The sequence below is a fragment of the Streptomyces varsoviensis genome (genome assembly GCF_000718635.1).
GTDB classification, from domain to species: Bacteria; Actinomycetota; Actinomycetes; order Streptomycetales; family Streptomycetaceae; genus Streptomyces; species Streptomyces varsoviensis.
In genome coordinates this window covers 23,661-39,255 of record NZ_JOBF01000015.1, presented here as the reverse complement: position 1 = coordinate 39,255, position 15,595 = coordinate 23,661, and the positions used below count along the sequence as shown (strand labels likewise).

Annotated in this window: 14 protein-coding genes and 1 riboswitch; of the genes, 4 read left to right on the top strand and 10 right to left on the bottom strand. The window is 69.9% G+C overall.

Going from position 1 to position 15,595, the window contains the following annotated elements:
- The first annotated feature begins 175 nt into the window (after window positions 1–175).
- The gene (locus tag IF55_RS22170; RefSeq protein WP_037965417.1) at window positions 176–922 is read left to right on the top strand and encodes a rhomboid family intramembrane serine protease; all 747 of its coding nucleotides are present in this window, start codon (window positions 176–178) and stop codon (window positions 920–922) included.
- A 38-nt stretch (window positions 923–960) separates the two neighbouring features.
- Window positions 961–1,242: an Lrp/AsnC family transcriptional regulator gene (locus tag IF55_RS22165; protein ID WP_030883733.1), complete on the top strand. Its 282-nt coding sequence runs from the start codon at window positions 961–963 to the stop codon at window positions 1,240–1,242.
- Window positions 1,243–1,405: 163 nt separating this feature from the next.
- Here the strand turns inward: IF55_RS22165 and IF55_RS22160 are convergent, their stop codons facing one another.
- The 6 genes from IF55_RS22160 to ctaE all read right to left on the bottom strand — a co-directional run bounded on the left by IF55_RS22160 (window position 1,406) and on the right by ctaE (window position 8,707).
- Window positions 1,406–2,869, bottom strand: coding sequence for an aminotransferase class V-fold PLP-dependent enzyme (locus tag IF55_RS22160; protein WP_030883736.1), 1,464 nt, complete (start codon window positions 2,867–2,869; stop codon window positions 1,406–1,408).
- A 252-nt stretch (window positions 2,870–3,121) separates the two neighbouring features.
- A riboswitch (SAM riboswitch) is annotated at window positions 3,122–3,239 on the bottom strand.
- Between the two features lie 99 nt (window positions 3,240–3,338).
- Window positions 3,339–4,403 carry an anthranilate phosphoribosyltransferase gene (gene trpD, locus IF55_RS22155; protein ID WP_030883738.1) on the bottom strand — a complete coding sequence of 355 codons (1,065 nt, stop codon included), beginning with the start codon at window positions 4,401–4,403 and terminating at the stop codon, window positions 3,339–3,341.
- A gap of 134 nt (window positions 4,404–4,537) precedes the next feature.
- Window positions 4,538–6,163 carry a cytochrome bc1 complex cytochrome b subunit gene (gene qcrB / locus IF55_RS22150; protein WP_030883741.1) on the bottom strand — a complete coding sequence of 542 codons (1,626 nt, stop codon included), beginning with the start codon at window positions 6,161–6,163 and terminating at the stop codon, window positions 4,538–4,540.
- Window positions 6,160–7,215: a cytochrome bc1 complex Rieske iron-sulfur subunit gene (qcrA, locus tag IF55_RS22145; RefSeq protein ID WP_030883744.1), complete on the bottom strand. Its 1,056-nt coding sequence runs from the start codon at window positions 7,213–7,215 to the stop codon at window positions 6,160–6,162. The genes qcrB and qcrA overlap by 4 nt, the downstream gene beginning before the upstream one ends.
- Window positions 7,212–8,021 carry a cytochrome bc1 complex diheme cytochrome c subunit gene (gene qcrC, locus IF55_RS22140; protein ID WP_030883747.1) on the bottom strand — a complete coding sequence of 270 codons (810 nt, stop codon included), beginning with the start codon at window positions 8,019–8,021 and terminating at the stop codon, window positions 7,212–7,214. The genes qcrA and qcrC overlap by 4 nt, the downstream gene beginning before the upstream one ends.
- Before the next feature lie 65 nt (window positions 8,022–8,086).
- Window positions 8,087–8,707 carry an aa3-type cytochrome oxidase subunit III gene (ctaE, locus tag IF55_RS22135; protein ID WP_030883750.1) on the bottom strand — a complete coding sequence of 207 codons (621 nt, stop codon included), beginning with the start codon at window positions 8,705–8,707 and terminating at the stop codon, window positions 8,087–8,089.
- Window positions 8,708–8,978: 271 nt separating this feature from the next.
- Between ctaE and IF55_RS22130 the strand changes: the two genes are divergently transcribed.
- Window positions 8,979–9,380 (top strand): response regulator transcription factor, encoded by a 402-nt coding sequence (locus IF55_RS22130; protein ID WP_030883753.1) that lies wholly within the window; start codon window positions 8,979–8,981, stop codon window positions 9,378–9,380.
- Between the two features lie 28 nt (window positions 9,381–9,408).
- Here the strand turns inward: IF55_RS22130 and IF55_RS22125 are convergent, their stop codons facing one another.
- The 4 genes from IF55_RS22125 to ctaC form a co-directional block, all read right to left on the bottom strand.
- Complete coding sequence (locus IF55_RS22125) at window positions 9,409–10,659, bottom strand: L,D-transpeptidase (RefSeq protein ID WP_211270021.1); 1,251 nt, start codon at window positions 10,657–10,659, stop codon at window positions 9,409–9,411.
- A gap of 114 nt (window positions 10,660–10,773) precedes the next feature.
- The gene (locus tag IF55_RS22120; RefSeq protein ID WP_030883765.1) at window positions 10,774–11,172 is read right to left on the bottom strand and encodes a cytochrome c oxidase subunit 4; all 399 of its coding nucleotides are present in this window, start codon (window positions 11,170–11,172) and stop codon (window positions 10,774–10,776) included.
- On the bottom strand, window positions 11,169–12,905 hold the full coding sequence (gene ctaD, locus IF55_RS22115; RefSeq protein WP_030883768.1) for an aa3-type cytochrome oxidase subunit I: 1,737 nt from the start codon (window positions 12,903–12,905) through the stop codon (window positions 11,169–11,171). The genes IF55_RS22120 and ctaD overlap by 4 nt, the downstream gene beginning before the upstream one ends.
- Complete coding sequence (gene ctaC, locus IF55_RS22110; protein WP_030883769.1) at window positions 12,902–13,870, bottom strand: aa3-type cytochrome oxidase subunit II; 969 nt, start codon at window positions 13,868–13,870, stop codon at window positions 12,902–12,904. Before ctaC ends, ctaD begins: the two co-directional genes overlap by 4 nt.
- Before the next feature lie 270 nt (window positions 13,871–14,140).
- Between ctaC and IF55_RS22105 the strand changes: the two genes are divergently transcribed.
- Complete coding sequence (locus IF55_RS22105) at window positions 14,141–15,583, top strand: cysteine desulfurase/sulfurtransferase TusA family protein (RefSeq protein WP_030883772.1); 1,443 nt, start codon at window positions 14,141–14,143, stop codon at window positions 15,581–15,583.
- Window positions 15,584–15,595: the final 12 nt, after the last annotated feature.

The window sequence follows — 15,595 nt, the reverse complement described above, 5'->3', positions numbered from 1 at the left end:
CCGTCCTCATGTCTGCTCGTCTGCTCGCGGAAGGTCTGCTCGCGGGTTGTTCTCACGGGCCGCGGTGCGCCGTCGAACTACGGGAGTGCTTTCCGTAACCCTACGGCCTGGTGCCGCCGGGCCGCCTCGGCGAGGCGGTCCGTACAGGTTCCGCCCGATACGAGATGATCCGGGCATGATCAAGAAGGCGGCGGGCGGCCGGGCCGGCACCTCCACGGGACCCGTGATGACCTACGGCCTGACCGCCCTGAGCTGCCTGGTCTTCCTGGCCGGCCCCGCCTCCGGCTTCAACCGGTCGTACGGCGCCGACGCCGCCCTGATCGCCGCGCAGAGCCGTTACTTCGAACACTGGGGCATCGTCCCCGCCGATCTGTGGCGCGGCGTGCCGCTCGAACCGCTCACCCCGCTGACCGCGCTCTTCGTGCACGGAAACTGGCTGCATCTGCTGGGCAACATGCTCTTCCTCTTCGTCTTCGGCGCGATGACGGAGGAGCGCATGGGCCGGTTCCACTTCGCCGTCTTCTACGTCGCGACCGGATATCTGGCCCTGCTCGGTTACGCCACCGTGCACGCCGATTCCACCCAGGCCCTGGTCGGGGCGTCCGGAGCGATCTCCGGGGTGCTCGGCGCGTTTCTCTGCCTTTTCCCCACGGCGCGGGTCACGAGTCTCTTTCCGTTCCTCTTCTTCCTGCCCCTGCGCTTCCCCGCCTGGGCCGTACTGGTCTTCTGGTTCGTGCTCCAGGGCCTCGCCGCCCGCACCGCCGACCCCCGGCCGGGCGTCGCCTACCTCGCCCACCTCATGGGGTTCACGCTCGGCTTCCTCTACGCGTGGGTCCGCTACCGGCGTCCGGCTAGAGTGAAAGGCGCGGCCCCGCCCAGCGAGGGGGCGCGCCCACCCGGGGACCCCGACCTCAGCGGCTGACGCCACGGGCCCCCGGACCCGCGAGGAGGAGCCAGCCTTTGATCACGTCGATCGTGCTCATCAAGACGAGCGTGGACCAGATCCCCGAGATCGCCGAGAAGATCGCCGCCCTGGAGGGCGTCAGCGAGGTCTATTCGGTCACCGGCGCCCACGACCTGATCGCCATGGTCCGCGTCGCCGACCACGACGACCTCGCGGACGTCATCCCCGGCCGCATCAGCAAGGTCCCGGGCGTCGCCTCCACCGAGACCCACATCGCCTTCCGCACCTATTCCCAGCACGACCTGGAAGCCGCCTTCGCCATCGGCCTCGACGCGTAGCGCCTCCGGCGGGGTCTTCCCCCACAACCCTCCGCCCCCTGGGAGGGGGCGGCCCCCGTCCGGTACGGGCGCACGGCCCGAACACACCACGGCCGGAGGACCAGCGTCCCCGCGGGGCGGACGACGGCGCGCCGGGGCCGGCCGGACCGTCCGGTACGTGCCGTCAGGCGGACACCGGGACGCAGCGGCCGTTTTCGGTTCGGTACGTCCACTTGGGGCCGGAGGTGATGAGTTCGCGGGCGGCGGTGAGAAAGCGGTCGATGTGCTCGTCGGGGGTGCCGGCGCCGAAGCTGACGCGGATGGCGTTGAGGGAGCGTTCGCCGGGGGCGGCCTCGGGGGCGCCGCACTCGCCGACCTCGTCGTCGTCGGCGCCGAGGAGGGTGCGCACCAGGGGGTGGGCGCAGAAGAGGCCGTCGCGGACGCCGATGCCGTACTCGGCGGAGAGCGCGGCGGCGAAGTGGGAGCTGTTCCAGCCGTCGACCACGAAGGAGAGGACGCCGACCCGCGGGGCGTCGTCGCCGAAGAGGGAGAGCACCTTCACCTCGGGCAGCTCGGCGAGCCCTTCGCGGACCCGGGCCACGAGCCGCTGCTCGCGCTCGACGAGGGCGTCGAAGCCGGCCTCCGTCAGCGCCTTGCAGGCGGCGGCGATCGCGTAGACGCCGATCACGTTGGGCGAGCCGGCCTCGTGCCGGGCCTCGGTCTCGTGCCACTCGACGGCCACGCCGCCGTCCGCGCGCCGCTCCACCCGGCGGCTCGCGCCGCCGCCCGCGAGGTACGGTTCGGCCGCCAGCAGCCAGTCCCGGCGCCCGGCGAGCACGCCCGAGCCGAACGGCGCGTACAGCTTGTGGCCGGAGAACGCCACCCAGTCCACGTCCGAGGCCGCCACGTCCACCGGGTGGTGCGGCGCGAGCTGCGCGGCGTCGAGGACGATGCGCGCGCCGTGCGCGTGGGCGGCGGCCGCCAGCTCCCGTACGGGCCACACCTCGCCCGTCACATTGGACGCGCCCGTCACACAGACCAGCGCGGGCCCAATGGGGCCTCCCCTGCTCGAACGGAGCTGAGAGCTGGGGGAAGGTTGGCGGTCGGCCAGCGCCTTCTCCAGCGTCTCGACGGCCTGCGCCGGGCTGCGCGGCGCGTCGAGGTAGACGACGGTGACCTCGGACGCCGCCGCGCGCCGCTCCCACGGCAGCAGCGAGGCGTGGTGCTCGGTCTCGAAGACGAACACCTGGGTGCCGCGCGGCAGCGCCGCGGCGAGCAGGTTGAGCGAGTCGGTGGTGGACCGGGTGAAGATCACCTGGTCGTCGGCGCGGCAGCCGAGGAAGTCGGCGACGTCGGCGCGGCTGTTCTCGAAGAGGTCGGTGGAGAGCTGCGAGAGGTAGCCCGCGCCGCGGTGCACGCTGCCGTAGTAGGGCGCGTAGGCGGCCACGTCGTCCCAGACCCGCTGGAGCGCGGGGGCGCTGGCGGCGTAGTCGAGCGCCGCGTACGTGACCTCGCCCCCGGTGACCAGCGGGACGCTGACGTCCCGGCCGAGCACCGGCAGCGGCTGGTCGGCGTCGCCACAACGGGCATCGTCACAACGGGCGTCGGAAGCGGCGGAGGGGGCGGCGGCGGTGGCGTATGCGGACATGCTGAACTCTCCCGGCGGTGCAGGCGGAATGTCTTCGGTGGCGCACGCGCTCGGGCACGCGTGCGGGACGCCTCGACGCACGGGTCGCACCACGTACGGAGGCGATGAAGAGAAAGAACTCTCTGGGAAAGCCTGAGAAAGTCTGAGAAATCCTGAGGCGTACTCAGAGAACGTCAGAAAAGGGGCCCTCGGCCCTATCGCATTCGCTTGCTCACGAGACTGCTCCCTCAAGACCAGGACCCCTGGACGAGGGGCCCGCGCTTGCCGTGGACCTCGCTGACCACGACCTGGTCTTCACCCGGGGCACCCCGCCACGGACGGAGGGTTGCCGGACAGCGGGCCGGGGCCTGTGTCGCTGTCACTCATGACCTGTGCGGTATCTTGCCACACGATCTTCGATGCGCAAGGCGCGGTCCGCAGTGTGGACCGCGCCTCGCGTCACATCGGAGCCGCGGCGCGCCGCCCGGCGTCAGGCGTTGCTCGCCTCGACCCAGCGCCGCAGCGCCCCCCGCGCCGCCCCCGAGTCGATGGACTCCGCCGCCCGCGCGATCCCCGCCGAGATCTGCGCGGCGAGCGGTTCGTCGGTGGGCTCCAGCGCGACGAGCGCCGCCGCAGAGTTGAGCAGCACCGCGTCCCGTACGGGCCCGGTCTCCCCGGCGAGCAGCCGGCGCGCGACGTCCGCGTTGTACGAGGCGTCGGCGCCGCGCAGCGCCGAGACCGGGACCAGCTCGATGCCGACGTCCCGCGGGTCGAACGCCTCCTCGCGGACCCGTCCGTCCCGCACGATCCAGACCCGCGAGGTGGCCGTCGTGGTCAGCTCGTCCAGCCCGTCGTCGCCGCGGAAGACCAGCGCGCTGGAGCCGCGCTCGGCGAGCACGCCGGCCAGGATGGGCGCCATCCGGGCGTCGGCGACGCCGGTGGCCTGGGCCTTGACCCGGGCGGGGTTGGTCAGCGGGCCCAGGACGTTGAAGGTCGTGCGGATGCCCAGCTCGCGCCGGGCGGCGGCGACGTGGCGCAGCGACGGGTGGAACTTCACGGCGAAGCAGTAGGTGATGCCCGCCTCCTCGGCGACCCGCACGACGCGCCGCGGGGGGAGGTCCAGGTTGACGCCGAGCTTCTCCAGCACGTCGGAGGCGCCGCTGGCGGAGGACACGGCGCGGTTGCCGTGCTTGACGACCTTCGCGCCCGTGCCGGCCACCACGATCGAGGACATGGTGGAGATGTTGACGGTCTTGGCGCCGTCGCCGCCGGTGCCGACGATGTCGACACTGGGGCCGGGCACCTCGATGAGCCTGGCGTGCGCGTACATGGCCCGTACGAGACCGGAGATCTCGGCGACGGTCTCGCCCTTGGCGCGCAGCGCGACCGCGAAGCCGGCGATCTGGGCGTCGGTCGCCTCGCCGCGCATGATGCGGTCCATGGCCCAGGCGGTGTCGGCGGCGTCGAGGTCGCGGTGGCCGAGGAGCGCGTCGAGGATGCCCGGCCAGGTGCGGGCCGTCGCGCTGTCGCCGCCTGCCGGGGTCGCAACGTTCATGGTCCACGCTCCTGGTGGTCGTCTGGGTCAGCGGGGTCACCCTATCGAGCCGTACGGACGGCGAAGAGCCCCGTCCATGCGCTGGACGGGGCTCTCGCTGTGGCGGTCAGCGGGTGACGCTGGGGGGCGTGGGATCAGTGGTGGCCGTGGCCGCTGGTGATCTCCTCGTACTCCTCGGCGGTGGGCTTGGGGATCTGGGTCCCCTCGCCGTAGAAGCCCTTCGAGAGCTTGACCCGGAGCTTGGTGGTCCGGCCGATCTTGCGCTCGACGCCGTTCTCGTCGACCTCGGGGCCGGCCTCCAGCGGCTTGGGCTGGTCGTGCGCCGTGAGGGTGTGGAGCTGCTCCTGCGAGAGCGGCTCGTGGACCTCGACGAACTCACCGTGCGGCAGTCGCTTGATGATGCCGGACTCGCGTCCGTGCAGCACCTTGTCGCGGTCGCGGCGCTGGAGCCCGAGGCAGATGCGGCGGGTCGCGATGAAGACGAGTACCGGCACCACGAAGAAGCCGATGCGGACGAACCAGGTGATCGCGTTGATCGAGAGGTGGAAGTGGGTGGCCCAGAGGTCGTTTCCACCGCCGACGAGCAGCACGAAGTACCAACTGATCCAGGCGGCGCCGAACGCGGTGCGCGTCGGGGCGTTGCGCGGGCGGTCCAGCAGGTGGTGCTCCCGCTTGTCCCCGGTGACCCAGGACTCGATGAACGGGTACACCGCGATGGACGCGAGCACCAGCGGGAAGATGATCATCAGCGGGATGAACACGCCCAGGACCAGCGTGTGGCCCCAGAGGTTGATCTCCCAGCCAGGCATCACTCGGATCAGGCCCTCGGAGAAGCCCATGTACCAGTCGGGCTGGGCGCCCGTGGAGACCTGGTCCGGCCGGTAGGGGCCGATGGCCCAGATCGGGTTGATCGTCGCGATGGCGGCGATGGCCGCGATCACGCCGAAGACCAGGAAGAAGAAGCCTCCGGCCTTGGCCATGTAGACCGGCAGCAGCGGCATGCCGACCACGTTCTTGTTCGTCCGGCCGGGGCCGGGGAACTGCGTGTGCTTGTGGTAGAAGACCAGGATCAGGTGGGCCACCAGCAGGCCGAGCATGATGCCCGGCAGCAGCAGGACGTGGATCGAGAAGAACCGCGGCACGAAGTCCGAGCCGGGGAACTCGCCGCCGAACAGGAACATCGAGATGTACGTGCCGATGATCGGCACGGACAGGATGGCGCCTTCCATGAACCGGACGCCGGTGCCGGAGAGCAGGTCGTCCGGCAGGGAGTAGCCGGTGAAGCCGGTGAACATGCCCAGCACGAAGAGCAGGAAGCCGAAGAGCCAGTTGATCTCGCGCGGCTTGCGGAACGCGCCCGTGAAGAAGACGCGCATCATGTGCACGAACATCCCCGCGAGGAAGATCAGCGCGCCCCAGTGGTGGATCTGCCGGATGAGCAGACCGCCGCGCACGTCGAAGCTGATGTGCAGCGTCGACTGGAAGGCGTCGGACATCTTCATGCCCTGCATGGGCACGTACGAGCCGTGGTACGTGACCTCTTGCATGCTCGGGTGGAAGAACAGCGTCAGATACACACCCGTGAGGATGATGATGATGAAGCTGTAGAGGCAGACCTCGCCCAGCATGAAGGACCAGTGGTCCGGGAAGATCTTGCGCATGTTGGCCTTGGCCAGGCCGTAGATGCCGAGCCGGCCGTCGGCCCAGTCGGCCACCCGCTCGCCGGCGGGCGCCTTGCGGTTGCTGCTTTCAGTACTCATCCGCGCTCCCAGAAGGAAGGACCGACGGGCTCGGCGAAGTCGCCCAACGCCTCTAGGTAGCCCTTCTCATTGACCTTGATCCGCAGTTGCGGCAGGGCGTGGCCGGCCGGGCCGAAGATGACCCGGCCGCCGTCGGAGAGGTCGAACGTCGACTGGTGGCACGGGCAGAGCACGTGGTGCGTCTGCTGCTCGTACAGGCTGATGGGGCAGCCGACGTGGGTGCAGATCTTCGAGTAGGCGACGATGCCGTCCGCCGACCAGTCGAGTTCCTTCTTGTCCTTGATGTTCTCCGGCTGGATCCGGACGATCATCAGGGCGGCCTTCGCGACCTCCTGCTGGAAGTCGTGGTCGTCCTCCTTCATGCCTTCCGGCACGGCGAAGGTCAGCGAGCCCACCGAGATGTCCTCGGGCCGCAGCGGCTGGTTGGTGTTCTGGTTGATCAGCAGCTTCCCCGCGGACCAGCGGGTGTGCCGGAGCTTGGTGCCCGGCAGCGGGCCGAGGTCGCGCAGGAGTACGACGCCGGAGAGCGGCACGAGGGCCAGCGCGCCGAACATGGTGTTGCGGATCAGCTTGCGGCGTCCGAAGGCCGACTCCTCGGCGCCCGCCTTGAAGTCGGCGAGGACCTTGGCCTTGACCTCGGGCTCGGCCGAGATCGGGTGGCGGTCGTCGGCGACCTCCACGTCGGACATCAGGGTGCGGGCCCAGTGGACCGCGCCCGCGCCGATGCAGAACAGCGCGACGCCGAGGGTGAGCCCCAGCGAGAAGTTCAGGGCGCTGACGTGGCCGATCGGGTAGACATAAATGATCTTGTCGACCGGCAGTGCCACGTACGAGGCGATGAAGCCGACCGTGGCCAGCATGGACAGCAGGAACAGGAACGCGATCACGCGCTCGGAGCGCTTGGCGGCCCGCTCGTCGATGTCCTGGACGCGGTGTTCGTGCGGCGGCAGGCCCGGGTCGGCGAACGGGTCGGCGGTGGTGGCGACCGCGCCGTCGTGCGCGTCGCCCTGCTCGCTCGGCAGGTTCTCTTCTGGAATGTCTTGGCTACTCATGACTTCTTGGCCTTTGCGGTCCGGGCGGCGACCCAGATGGCGACGGCGATCAGCGCGCCGAGCCCGAAGATCCAGGCGAACAGACCCTCGCTGACCGGGCCGAGCCCGCCCAGTTCGAGGCCGCCGGGGTTCTCCGACTTGTCGCTGTTGACCGCGCCGAGGTACGCGATGATGTCCTTCTTGTTCTTCTCCGGCATCGTCGTGTCGGGGAAGGAAGGCATGTTCTGCGGGCCGGTCTGCATGGCCTCGTAGATGTGCTTGGGCTCGACGCCCTCAAGCGAGGGGGCGAACTTGCCGTTCGAGAGCGCGCCGCCCTTGCCGGTGAAGTTGTGGCACTGGGCGCAGTTCGTACGGAAGAGTTCCCCGCCCTTGGCGATGTCCGCGCCGTCCGGGTTGTACTGGCCCTTGGTCGGAACCGAGGGACCCGCGCCGAGCGAGGCGATGTACGCGGCGAGCTGGTCGGTCTCGGCCTGCGAGTACATGGCCTTCTTGCTGGGCGCCTGCGCGCCCTGCTGCTGCAGCGGCATACGGCCGGTACGGACCTGGAAGTCCACGGCGGCGGCGCCCACGCCCACCAGGGACGGGCCGTCGGAGCTGCCCTGACCGCCGGTGCCGTGGCAGCTTGCGCAGCCGACGGAGTAGAGCTTCTTGCCCTCCTCAATGGCAAGAGACTGGGCGGTGTCCTCGGCCTTGGCCTTGTCCGCCGGCGCGAACGCGGCGTACAGCCCCCCAGTGACCGCCAGCGCGAAGAGTAGGACGACGACCGCCGCCAGCGGATGGCGTCGTCGTGCGGAGAGCTTTTTCACGGATTACCCCGGTGTCAGGATCTTCTGCGTCGATGCTTCTGGACTGTGGTCCTGTGCGGGACCGATTACTTGATCAAGTAGATCGTGGCAAAGAGCCCGATCCAGACCACGTCGACGAAGTGCCAGTAGTAGGACACGACGATGGCCGCCGTCGCCTGGTGATGAGTGAACCTCTTGGCCGCGTACGTCCTGCCCAGGACCAGCAGGAAGGCGATGAGACCGCCCGTCACGTGCAGGCCGTGGAAGCCGGTCGTCAGGTAGAACACCGAGCCGTACGGGTCCGAGGAGAGCGAGAGCCCGTCCTTCTTCACCAGGTCGGTGTACTCGAAGATCTGGCCGCCAATGAAGATCGCACCCATCACGAAGGTGATGGAGAACCACGTGCGCAACTTCTTCACGTCGCCCCGCTCGGCGGCGAACACGCCGAGCTGACACGTGAGAGAGGAGAGCACCAGGATGGTGGTGTTCGTCGCCGAGAACGGAACGTTCAGCGACGATGCCATTTCCTTCCAGTGGTCGGCTCCGGTCACCGATCGCAGGGTGAAGTACATCGCGAAGAGGGCCGCGAAGAACATCAGCTCGGAACTCAGCCAGATGATGGTTCCGACGCTGGTGAGGTTCGGCCGGTTGACCGAGGGGTGCGCATGCCCGGTATCTACTGCTGTTGCTGTCGCCACGACCGACATTATGTCGGTCCCTTATCTTGCGCTCACTCCGGGGGGTGCCGTTCGGTGTGTCAAGACCGTATGCCCTGCTCGTACGGCCCATTGCGGGGGTCCCCCGAAGGGGGGAAGCACACCCCGCGCCACCTCCTGCGCACCCTGCGCACACCCCTCCTGACGGCCCATCGGCCCGATCTTGGTCCGGTCCGGACCCTCCACCGGCGCGGTGCTCGCGGAGTAGCATCCGCGCAACGGTCCGTCCCACAACTGTGCTCTCTAGAAGCGTGGAGGAACGATGCAGCCCACTGCCACGGTGCTGGTCTACAGCGATGACGCGAGCACCCGGGAGCAGGTGCGGCTGGCCGCCGGGCGCCGCCCCGCCGCCGACGTGCCGCCGGTGGAGTTCCTGGAGTGCGCGACGCTCCCGGCCGTCCTGAAGACCCTCGCGGAGCACCGCGTCGACGTGTGCGTGCTCGACGGCGAGAGCGCCCCCGCGGGCGGCATGGGCGTCTGCCGGCAGATCAAGGACGAGGTGTTCGACTGCCCGCCCGTGCTGGTGCTCATCGGCCGCCCGCAGGACGCCTGGCTGGCCACCTGGAGCCGCGCCGACGCCGCGGTGACGCATCCGCTGGACCCGGTGGCCTTCGCGGACGCGCTGGCCGCTCTGGTGCGCGTACGGACGGCCGTACGGGCCTGAGGGGCGCGGCGGGCGGCGGCCCGCCGGCTCACATCCCGGGGCGGAGGCGGGCCGCATCGGCGGGGCCGCTCCCCTCTCGGACCCCGGCGTGCAGGGCGCTTCCCTCGCGCCACGCCCGCCAGTTCAGGTTCCAGTCGCCGAAGCCGTTGTCGAACGGCGTCATCATCTCGCCGCCGCTGTTGACGACCTTGACGATGTCGCCGACCCGCACGGTGTCGAAGAACCAGTGGGCGGCCTCGGTGGACATGCCCGTACAGCCGTGGCTGACGTTGGCGGCCCCCTGGGAGCCGGTGGACCAGGGCGCCGCGTGCACGTACTCGCCGCTCCAGGTGACCCGGGTGGCCCAGTGCACGGGCAGGTCGTAGGAGTCCGCGCTGCCCTCGGCGATGCCGATGCTGGTGCCCTGCATCCGGACGAAGGACTCCCGCCCGAGGACCACCTTGACGCCGTTGCGGGTGGAGAAGCCGGGCTTGCCGGTGGTGACGGGGATCGAGCGGATCTCCTTGCCGTTGCGCAGCACCGTCATGTAGTGCGATCCGGCGTCCGTGATGGCCTCGATCCGGTCGCCCGTGCGGAGCGTCACGGGCTTCGAGGGGCCGCCGTGCAGCCCGGGGCCGACCTTGATGCCCGCGAGGCCGCTGCGCACGCGCACGGTGGCGTGCGCGGGCCAGTACTCGCGCGGCCGGTAGTGCAGGGTCCGGCCGTCCACCCAGTGCCAGGCGCCCTCCACGGAGGGCTGTGAGTCGACCTTCAGGGCCCGCTCGACCACCGCGCGGGCGGCGGGGTCCTTGACGGGCCGGCTGAGCTCGGCGGTGACGGGCTGTCCGACGCCGTACGTGCCGCTGTCCGGGCCGAACTTGACCCGCAGCAGGTTGTCGGCCGGGGCCGTGTCGAAACCGACCGTACGGCGGCCCTGGGCGCCGTCCTCGTCCTCGGTGCTGACCCGCACCGTGTAGTGCGCGCCGGCGGCCAGCGGCACCGTGGAGCGCCAGTGGGAGCCGTCCGCGTCGAGTTCGCCCCGTACGTACCGCCCGGCCGCGTCGGTGGCCGTGACGTCCGTGATCCGGTCCTCGCCCTTGGCGCGGACCTCCAGGGGCTTGTCCGGGTCGGCCTTGCCGCCGCCCTCGACGCCCGCGAGGGCGACCTGGCCGGCCGCGTCGTACGGCTTGTCGGCCAGCGGGTCGGACGACGAGCCGCCGCATGCGGTGATCCCCACCGCGAGGGGGGCGAGGAGCAGCGCCCAGCTCAGCACGGTCCGGCAGCGAGGAGTGTGACTCATGGTCACACGGTAGGGAGGATCGGCGGCCGCGGCTCGCGGGGCGGGTGCAAATGGGTCGGCCCCCGCACACCGTGGGGTGTGCGGGGGCCGGTTCCGCGCTGTGCGCCGGACGGGTTACTGGTTCGCGTTCTCGCCGCGGTAGTACTCGAACACCCAGCCGAACAGGCCGACCAGGATGATCGGGGCCGAGAAGTACATCAGCCACCAGCCGAAGATGACGCCCATGAAGGCGAGCGCGCCACCGATGCCCAGGGACAGCGGCTGCCAGCTATGCGGGGAGAAGAAGCCCAGCTCACCGGCGTCGTCGGCGACGTCCGCGTTCTTGTTGTCCTGCGCTCCGGCGTCCACCCGGCGAGCCGTGAAGGCCAGGTAGTAGCCGATCATGATGCTCAGGCCGAAGGCCATGAAGAGCGCCGTGGTACCGGCCGCCTCCTTCGACCACACGCCATAGACGATCGCCATGACGAGGATGAAGAGGGCGAGCCAGATGAACATCCGTCCTTGGATCTTCACTTGCCGGCCTCCTTGCCGCCCGCGAGAGCCTTGTCGTCCTGCGCCCCGGGGACGTTCTCAAGCTGGTCGAGCGCCGCGATCTCCGGGTGGTGCAGGTCGAACGCCGGGGATTCGGAGCGGATGCGCGGCAGCGTGAGGAAGTTGTGCCGCGGCGGCGGGCAGGAGGTCGCCCACTCCAGCGAGCGGCCGTAGCCCCAGGGGTCGTCGACCTCGACCTTCTTGCCGTACTTGGCGGTCTTCCAGACGTTGTAGAAGAACGGCAGTATCGACAGGCCGAGCAGGAACGAGCTGATCGTCGAGATGGTGTTCAGCGTGGTGAAGCCGTCCGCCGCGAGGTAGTCCGCGTAGCGGCGCGGCATGCCCTCGACGCCCAGCCAGTGCTGCACCAGGAACGTGCCGTGGAAGCCCACGAACAGCGTCCAGAAGGTGATCTTCCCGAGCCGCTCGTCCAGCATCTTGCCGGTGAACTTCGGCCACCAGAAGTGGAAGCCGGAGAACATCGCGAAGACCACGGTGCCGAAGATGACGTAGTGGAAGTGCGCGACCACGAAGTACGAGTCGGAGACGTGGAAGTCCATCGGCGGCGAGGCCAGAATGACACCGGTCAGACCACCGAAGGTGAAGGTGATCAGGAAGCCGATGGCCCAGAGCATCGGTGTTTCGAAACTCAGCGAGCCCTTCCACATGGTGCCGATCCAGTTGAAGAACTTCACACCGGTCGGTACCGCGATAAGGAAGGTCATAAAGGAGAAGAATGGCAATAGCACGCCGCCGGTGACGTACATGTGGTGCGCCCAGACGGTCACCGAGAGGCCGGCGATGGAAATCGTCGCGGCGATCAGCCCGATGTAGCCGAACATCGGCTTGCGGGAGAAGACCGGAATGACCTCGGAAATGATGCCGAAGAATGGCAGCGCGATGATGTAGACCTCTGGGTGGCCGAAGAACCAGAAGAGGTGCTGCCAGAGCAGGGCGCCGCCGTTGGCGGCCTCGAAGACCTGCGCGCCGAATTTGCGGTCCGCCTCCAGGGCGAGCAGCGCGGCGGCGAGGACGGGGAAGGCCAGCAGGACCAGCACACCGGTCAGCAGGACGTTCCAGCAGAAGATCGGCATCCGGAACATCGTCATGCCGGGAGCGCGCATGCAGATGATCGTGGTGATGAAGTTGACCGAGCCGAGGATCGTACCGAAGCCGGAGAGGGCCAGACCCATGATCCACATGTCGGCGCCGACGCCCGGCGAGCGGATCGCGTCCGACAGCGGGGAGTAGGCGAACCAGCCGAAGTCGGCCGCGCCGTCCGGGGTCAGGAAGCCGCCCACCGCGATGAGCGAGCCGAAGAGGTAGAGCCAGTAGGCGAACATGTTCAGCCGCGGGAACGCCACGTCGGGCGCGCCGATCTGGAGCGGCATGATCCAGTTCGCGAATCCGGAGAACAGCGGCGTCGCGAACATCAGCAGCATGATCGTGCCGTGCATCGTGAACGCCTGGTTGAACTGCTCGTTCGACATGATCTGCGTGCCGGGACGGGCGAGTTCGGCGCGCATGAGCAGCGCCATGACGCCGCCGATGCAGAAGAACGCGAACGACGTGACCAGATACAGCGTGCCGATCGTCTTGTGGTCGGTGGTGGTGAGCCACTTGACCACGGCGGCGCCGGGTTGCTTCTGGCGTACGGGCGGTGCTGCCGGAGCCGTGTCGGCGGCGGCACCCTGGGGTTCGTTGAGGATGCTCACTTGTTCTTGGTCTCCGCGTTCTTCGCGTGATCCGTCTGCGCGATGCCCGCCGGCTGGTAACCGGTCTGACCCTTCTTCGCCAGCTCCTCAAGGTGCGCCTTGTACTCCTGGGGAGAGACGACCTTCACGTTGAAGAGCATGCGGGAGTGGTCCACGCCGCACAGCTCGGCGCACTTGCCGAGGAAGGTGCCCTCCTTGTTCGGGGTCACCGTGAAGCTGTTGGTGTGCGCCGGGAAGACATCCTGCTTCATCAGGAACGGCACCACCCAGAACGAGTGGATGACATCCCGCGAGGTGAGGACGAACTCGACGGTCTCGCCCTTCGGCAGCCACAGCGTCGGGCCCGGGTTGTTGGTGTCAGGGTCCCTCGTGGCCGGCGTGCCGACCTCGTAGACGCCGCCGGCGTTCTGGGGCGCCTTCGCCAGGTACCGGTCCGGGATGGCGGCGAGTTCCTTGTTGTCGCGGAGCGGCTTCGACGGCCGGGGACTGCCCTTCACGTCCTCCAGATAGTTGAAGGCCCAGCTCCACTGGAAGCCCACCACGTTCACGACGTGGTCCGGCTTCTTGGGGTTGGTCATCAGCTTGTTCTCGTCACGGGCGGTGAAGTAGAAGAGCACCGCGACGATGATGATCGGGACCACGGTGTACAACGCCTCGATCGGCATGTTGTACCGGGTCTGCGGGGGAACCTCGACCTTGGTCCTGGAGCGTCGGTGGAAGATGACACTCCACAGGATCAGGCCCCACACCAGTACGCCCGTGGCGAGCGCAGCCGCCCACGAGCCCTGCCACAGGGAGAGGATCCGCGGCGCCTCTTCCGTGACGGGGGTGGGCATTCCGAGGCGGGGGAAGTCCTTGGATGTGCAACCGGTGGCGGTCGCCAGGACCAAGCCCGCGGCCAGCGCCTGCAGCAGCTTCCGCCGCACCGGGCGCCGCGACGAGCGGTCGGAGCCGTTGGGACTCACGTAGCGCCTTCCCGAGAGTCTCGCCCGCGGTTCCGGCTGCGGCCGTCTGATGGGTCGGTCGCCGGCCCGGCGCGGGCAGGGGTTTGGATGTTTATGCGGACCAAACCCTACTGGACGCTATTTGGGGTCGCGCGGGGAGGGTGCCCAACGCGCCGCGCTACTCCCCGAAGGGGTGGAATCCCCCGCTCCGCGAGCGATCTGGAGGTCCGTCAGGTCGCTCCGCGGGCCGCGCCGCACCCCTTGCCGGGGCCGGGCGCTAGCGTTCGGAACGTGCCCTACTTCGATGCCGCGTCAGCCGCTCCCCTGCACCCCGTCGCCCGCGAGGCGCTGCTCGCCGCGCTGGACGAGGGGTGGGCCGACCCGGCCCGCCTCTACCGCGAGGGCAGGCGTGCCCGGCTGCTGCTGGACGCCGCGCGCGCCACCGCCGCCGAGGAGGCGGGGTGCCGCCCCGACGAGCTGGTCTTCACCGCCTCGGGGACGCGCGCCGTGCACGACGGGATGGCCGGCGCCCTCGCGGGACGTCGGCGTGTCGGCCGCCACCTGATCGTGAGCGCCGTCGAACACTCGTCGGTACTCCATTCGGCCGCGGTCCACGAGGCCGCGGGCGGTTCGGTCACCGAGGTCGCGGTGGACCGTACGGGCCGGGCCGACCCGGCGGCGTACGCGGCGGCGCTGCGCCCGGACACCGCGCTGGCCGTGCTCCAGAGCGCCAACCACGAGGTGGGCACGGAGCAGCCGGCGGCCGAGGCCGCCGAGGCGTGCCGGGCGGCCGGGGTGCCGCTGCTCGTGGACGCCGCCCAGTCGCTGGGCTGGGGCCCCGCCCCGGCGGGCTGGTCGCTGCTGACCGCGAGCGCGCACAAGTGGGGCGGCCCCCCGGGGGTCGGGCTGCTGGCCGTGCGCAAGGGGGTGCGGTTCGCGCCCCAGGGGCCGGCGGACGAGCGGGAGTCGGGTCGCGCGCCGGGCTTCGAGAACCTGCCCGCCATCGTGGCGGCGGCGGCCTCGCTACGGGCCGTACGGGCGTCCGCGGCGGCCGAGGGCGCGCGGCTGCGGGCACTGGTGGACCGGATCCGGGCGCGGGTGCCGGAGCTGGTGCCGGATGTGGAGGTGGTCGGCGACCCGGTGCGCCGGCTCCCCCACCTGGTGACGTTCTCCTGTCTCTATGTCGACGGGGAGACATTGCTGCACGCCCTGGACCGCGCCGGGTTCTCCGTGTCGTCCGGCTCCTCCTGCACGTCGAGCACGCTGACGCCGAGCCATGTGCTGCGGGCGATGGGGGTGCTCTCCGAGGGCAATGTGCGGGTGTCGCTGCCGGCGGGGGCCTCGGCAAAGGACGTGGAGCGCTTCTTGGCGGTGCTCCCGGAGACGGTGGCGTCGGTCCGCGAGCATCTGTCGGCGCCCTCCGCTTCCGCCCTTTCCCCTGCTTCCCCCGCTTCCCCCGCTTCCGCTTCTGCCCCTTCTGCCCCTGCCGCCCCTTCCAGTGCCGCCCCCGGCCTCGTCGTCGACGCGCTGGGCAAGCGCTGCCCGCTCCCGGTGATCGAGCTGGCCAAGGTCATCGGCGACGTCCCGGTCGGCGGGACCGTCACGGTGCTGGCGGACGACGAGGCGGCGCGCCTGGACATCCCGGCGTGGTGCGAGATGCGCGGCCACGAGTACGCCGGGGAGCGCGCGGCGGAGCGCGGCACCGCTTATACGGTGCGCCGCCGGGAGGGGTAGGGCCTGGCCCCC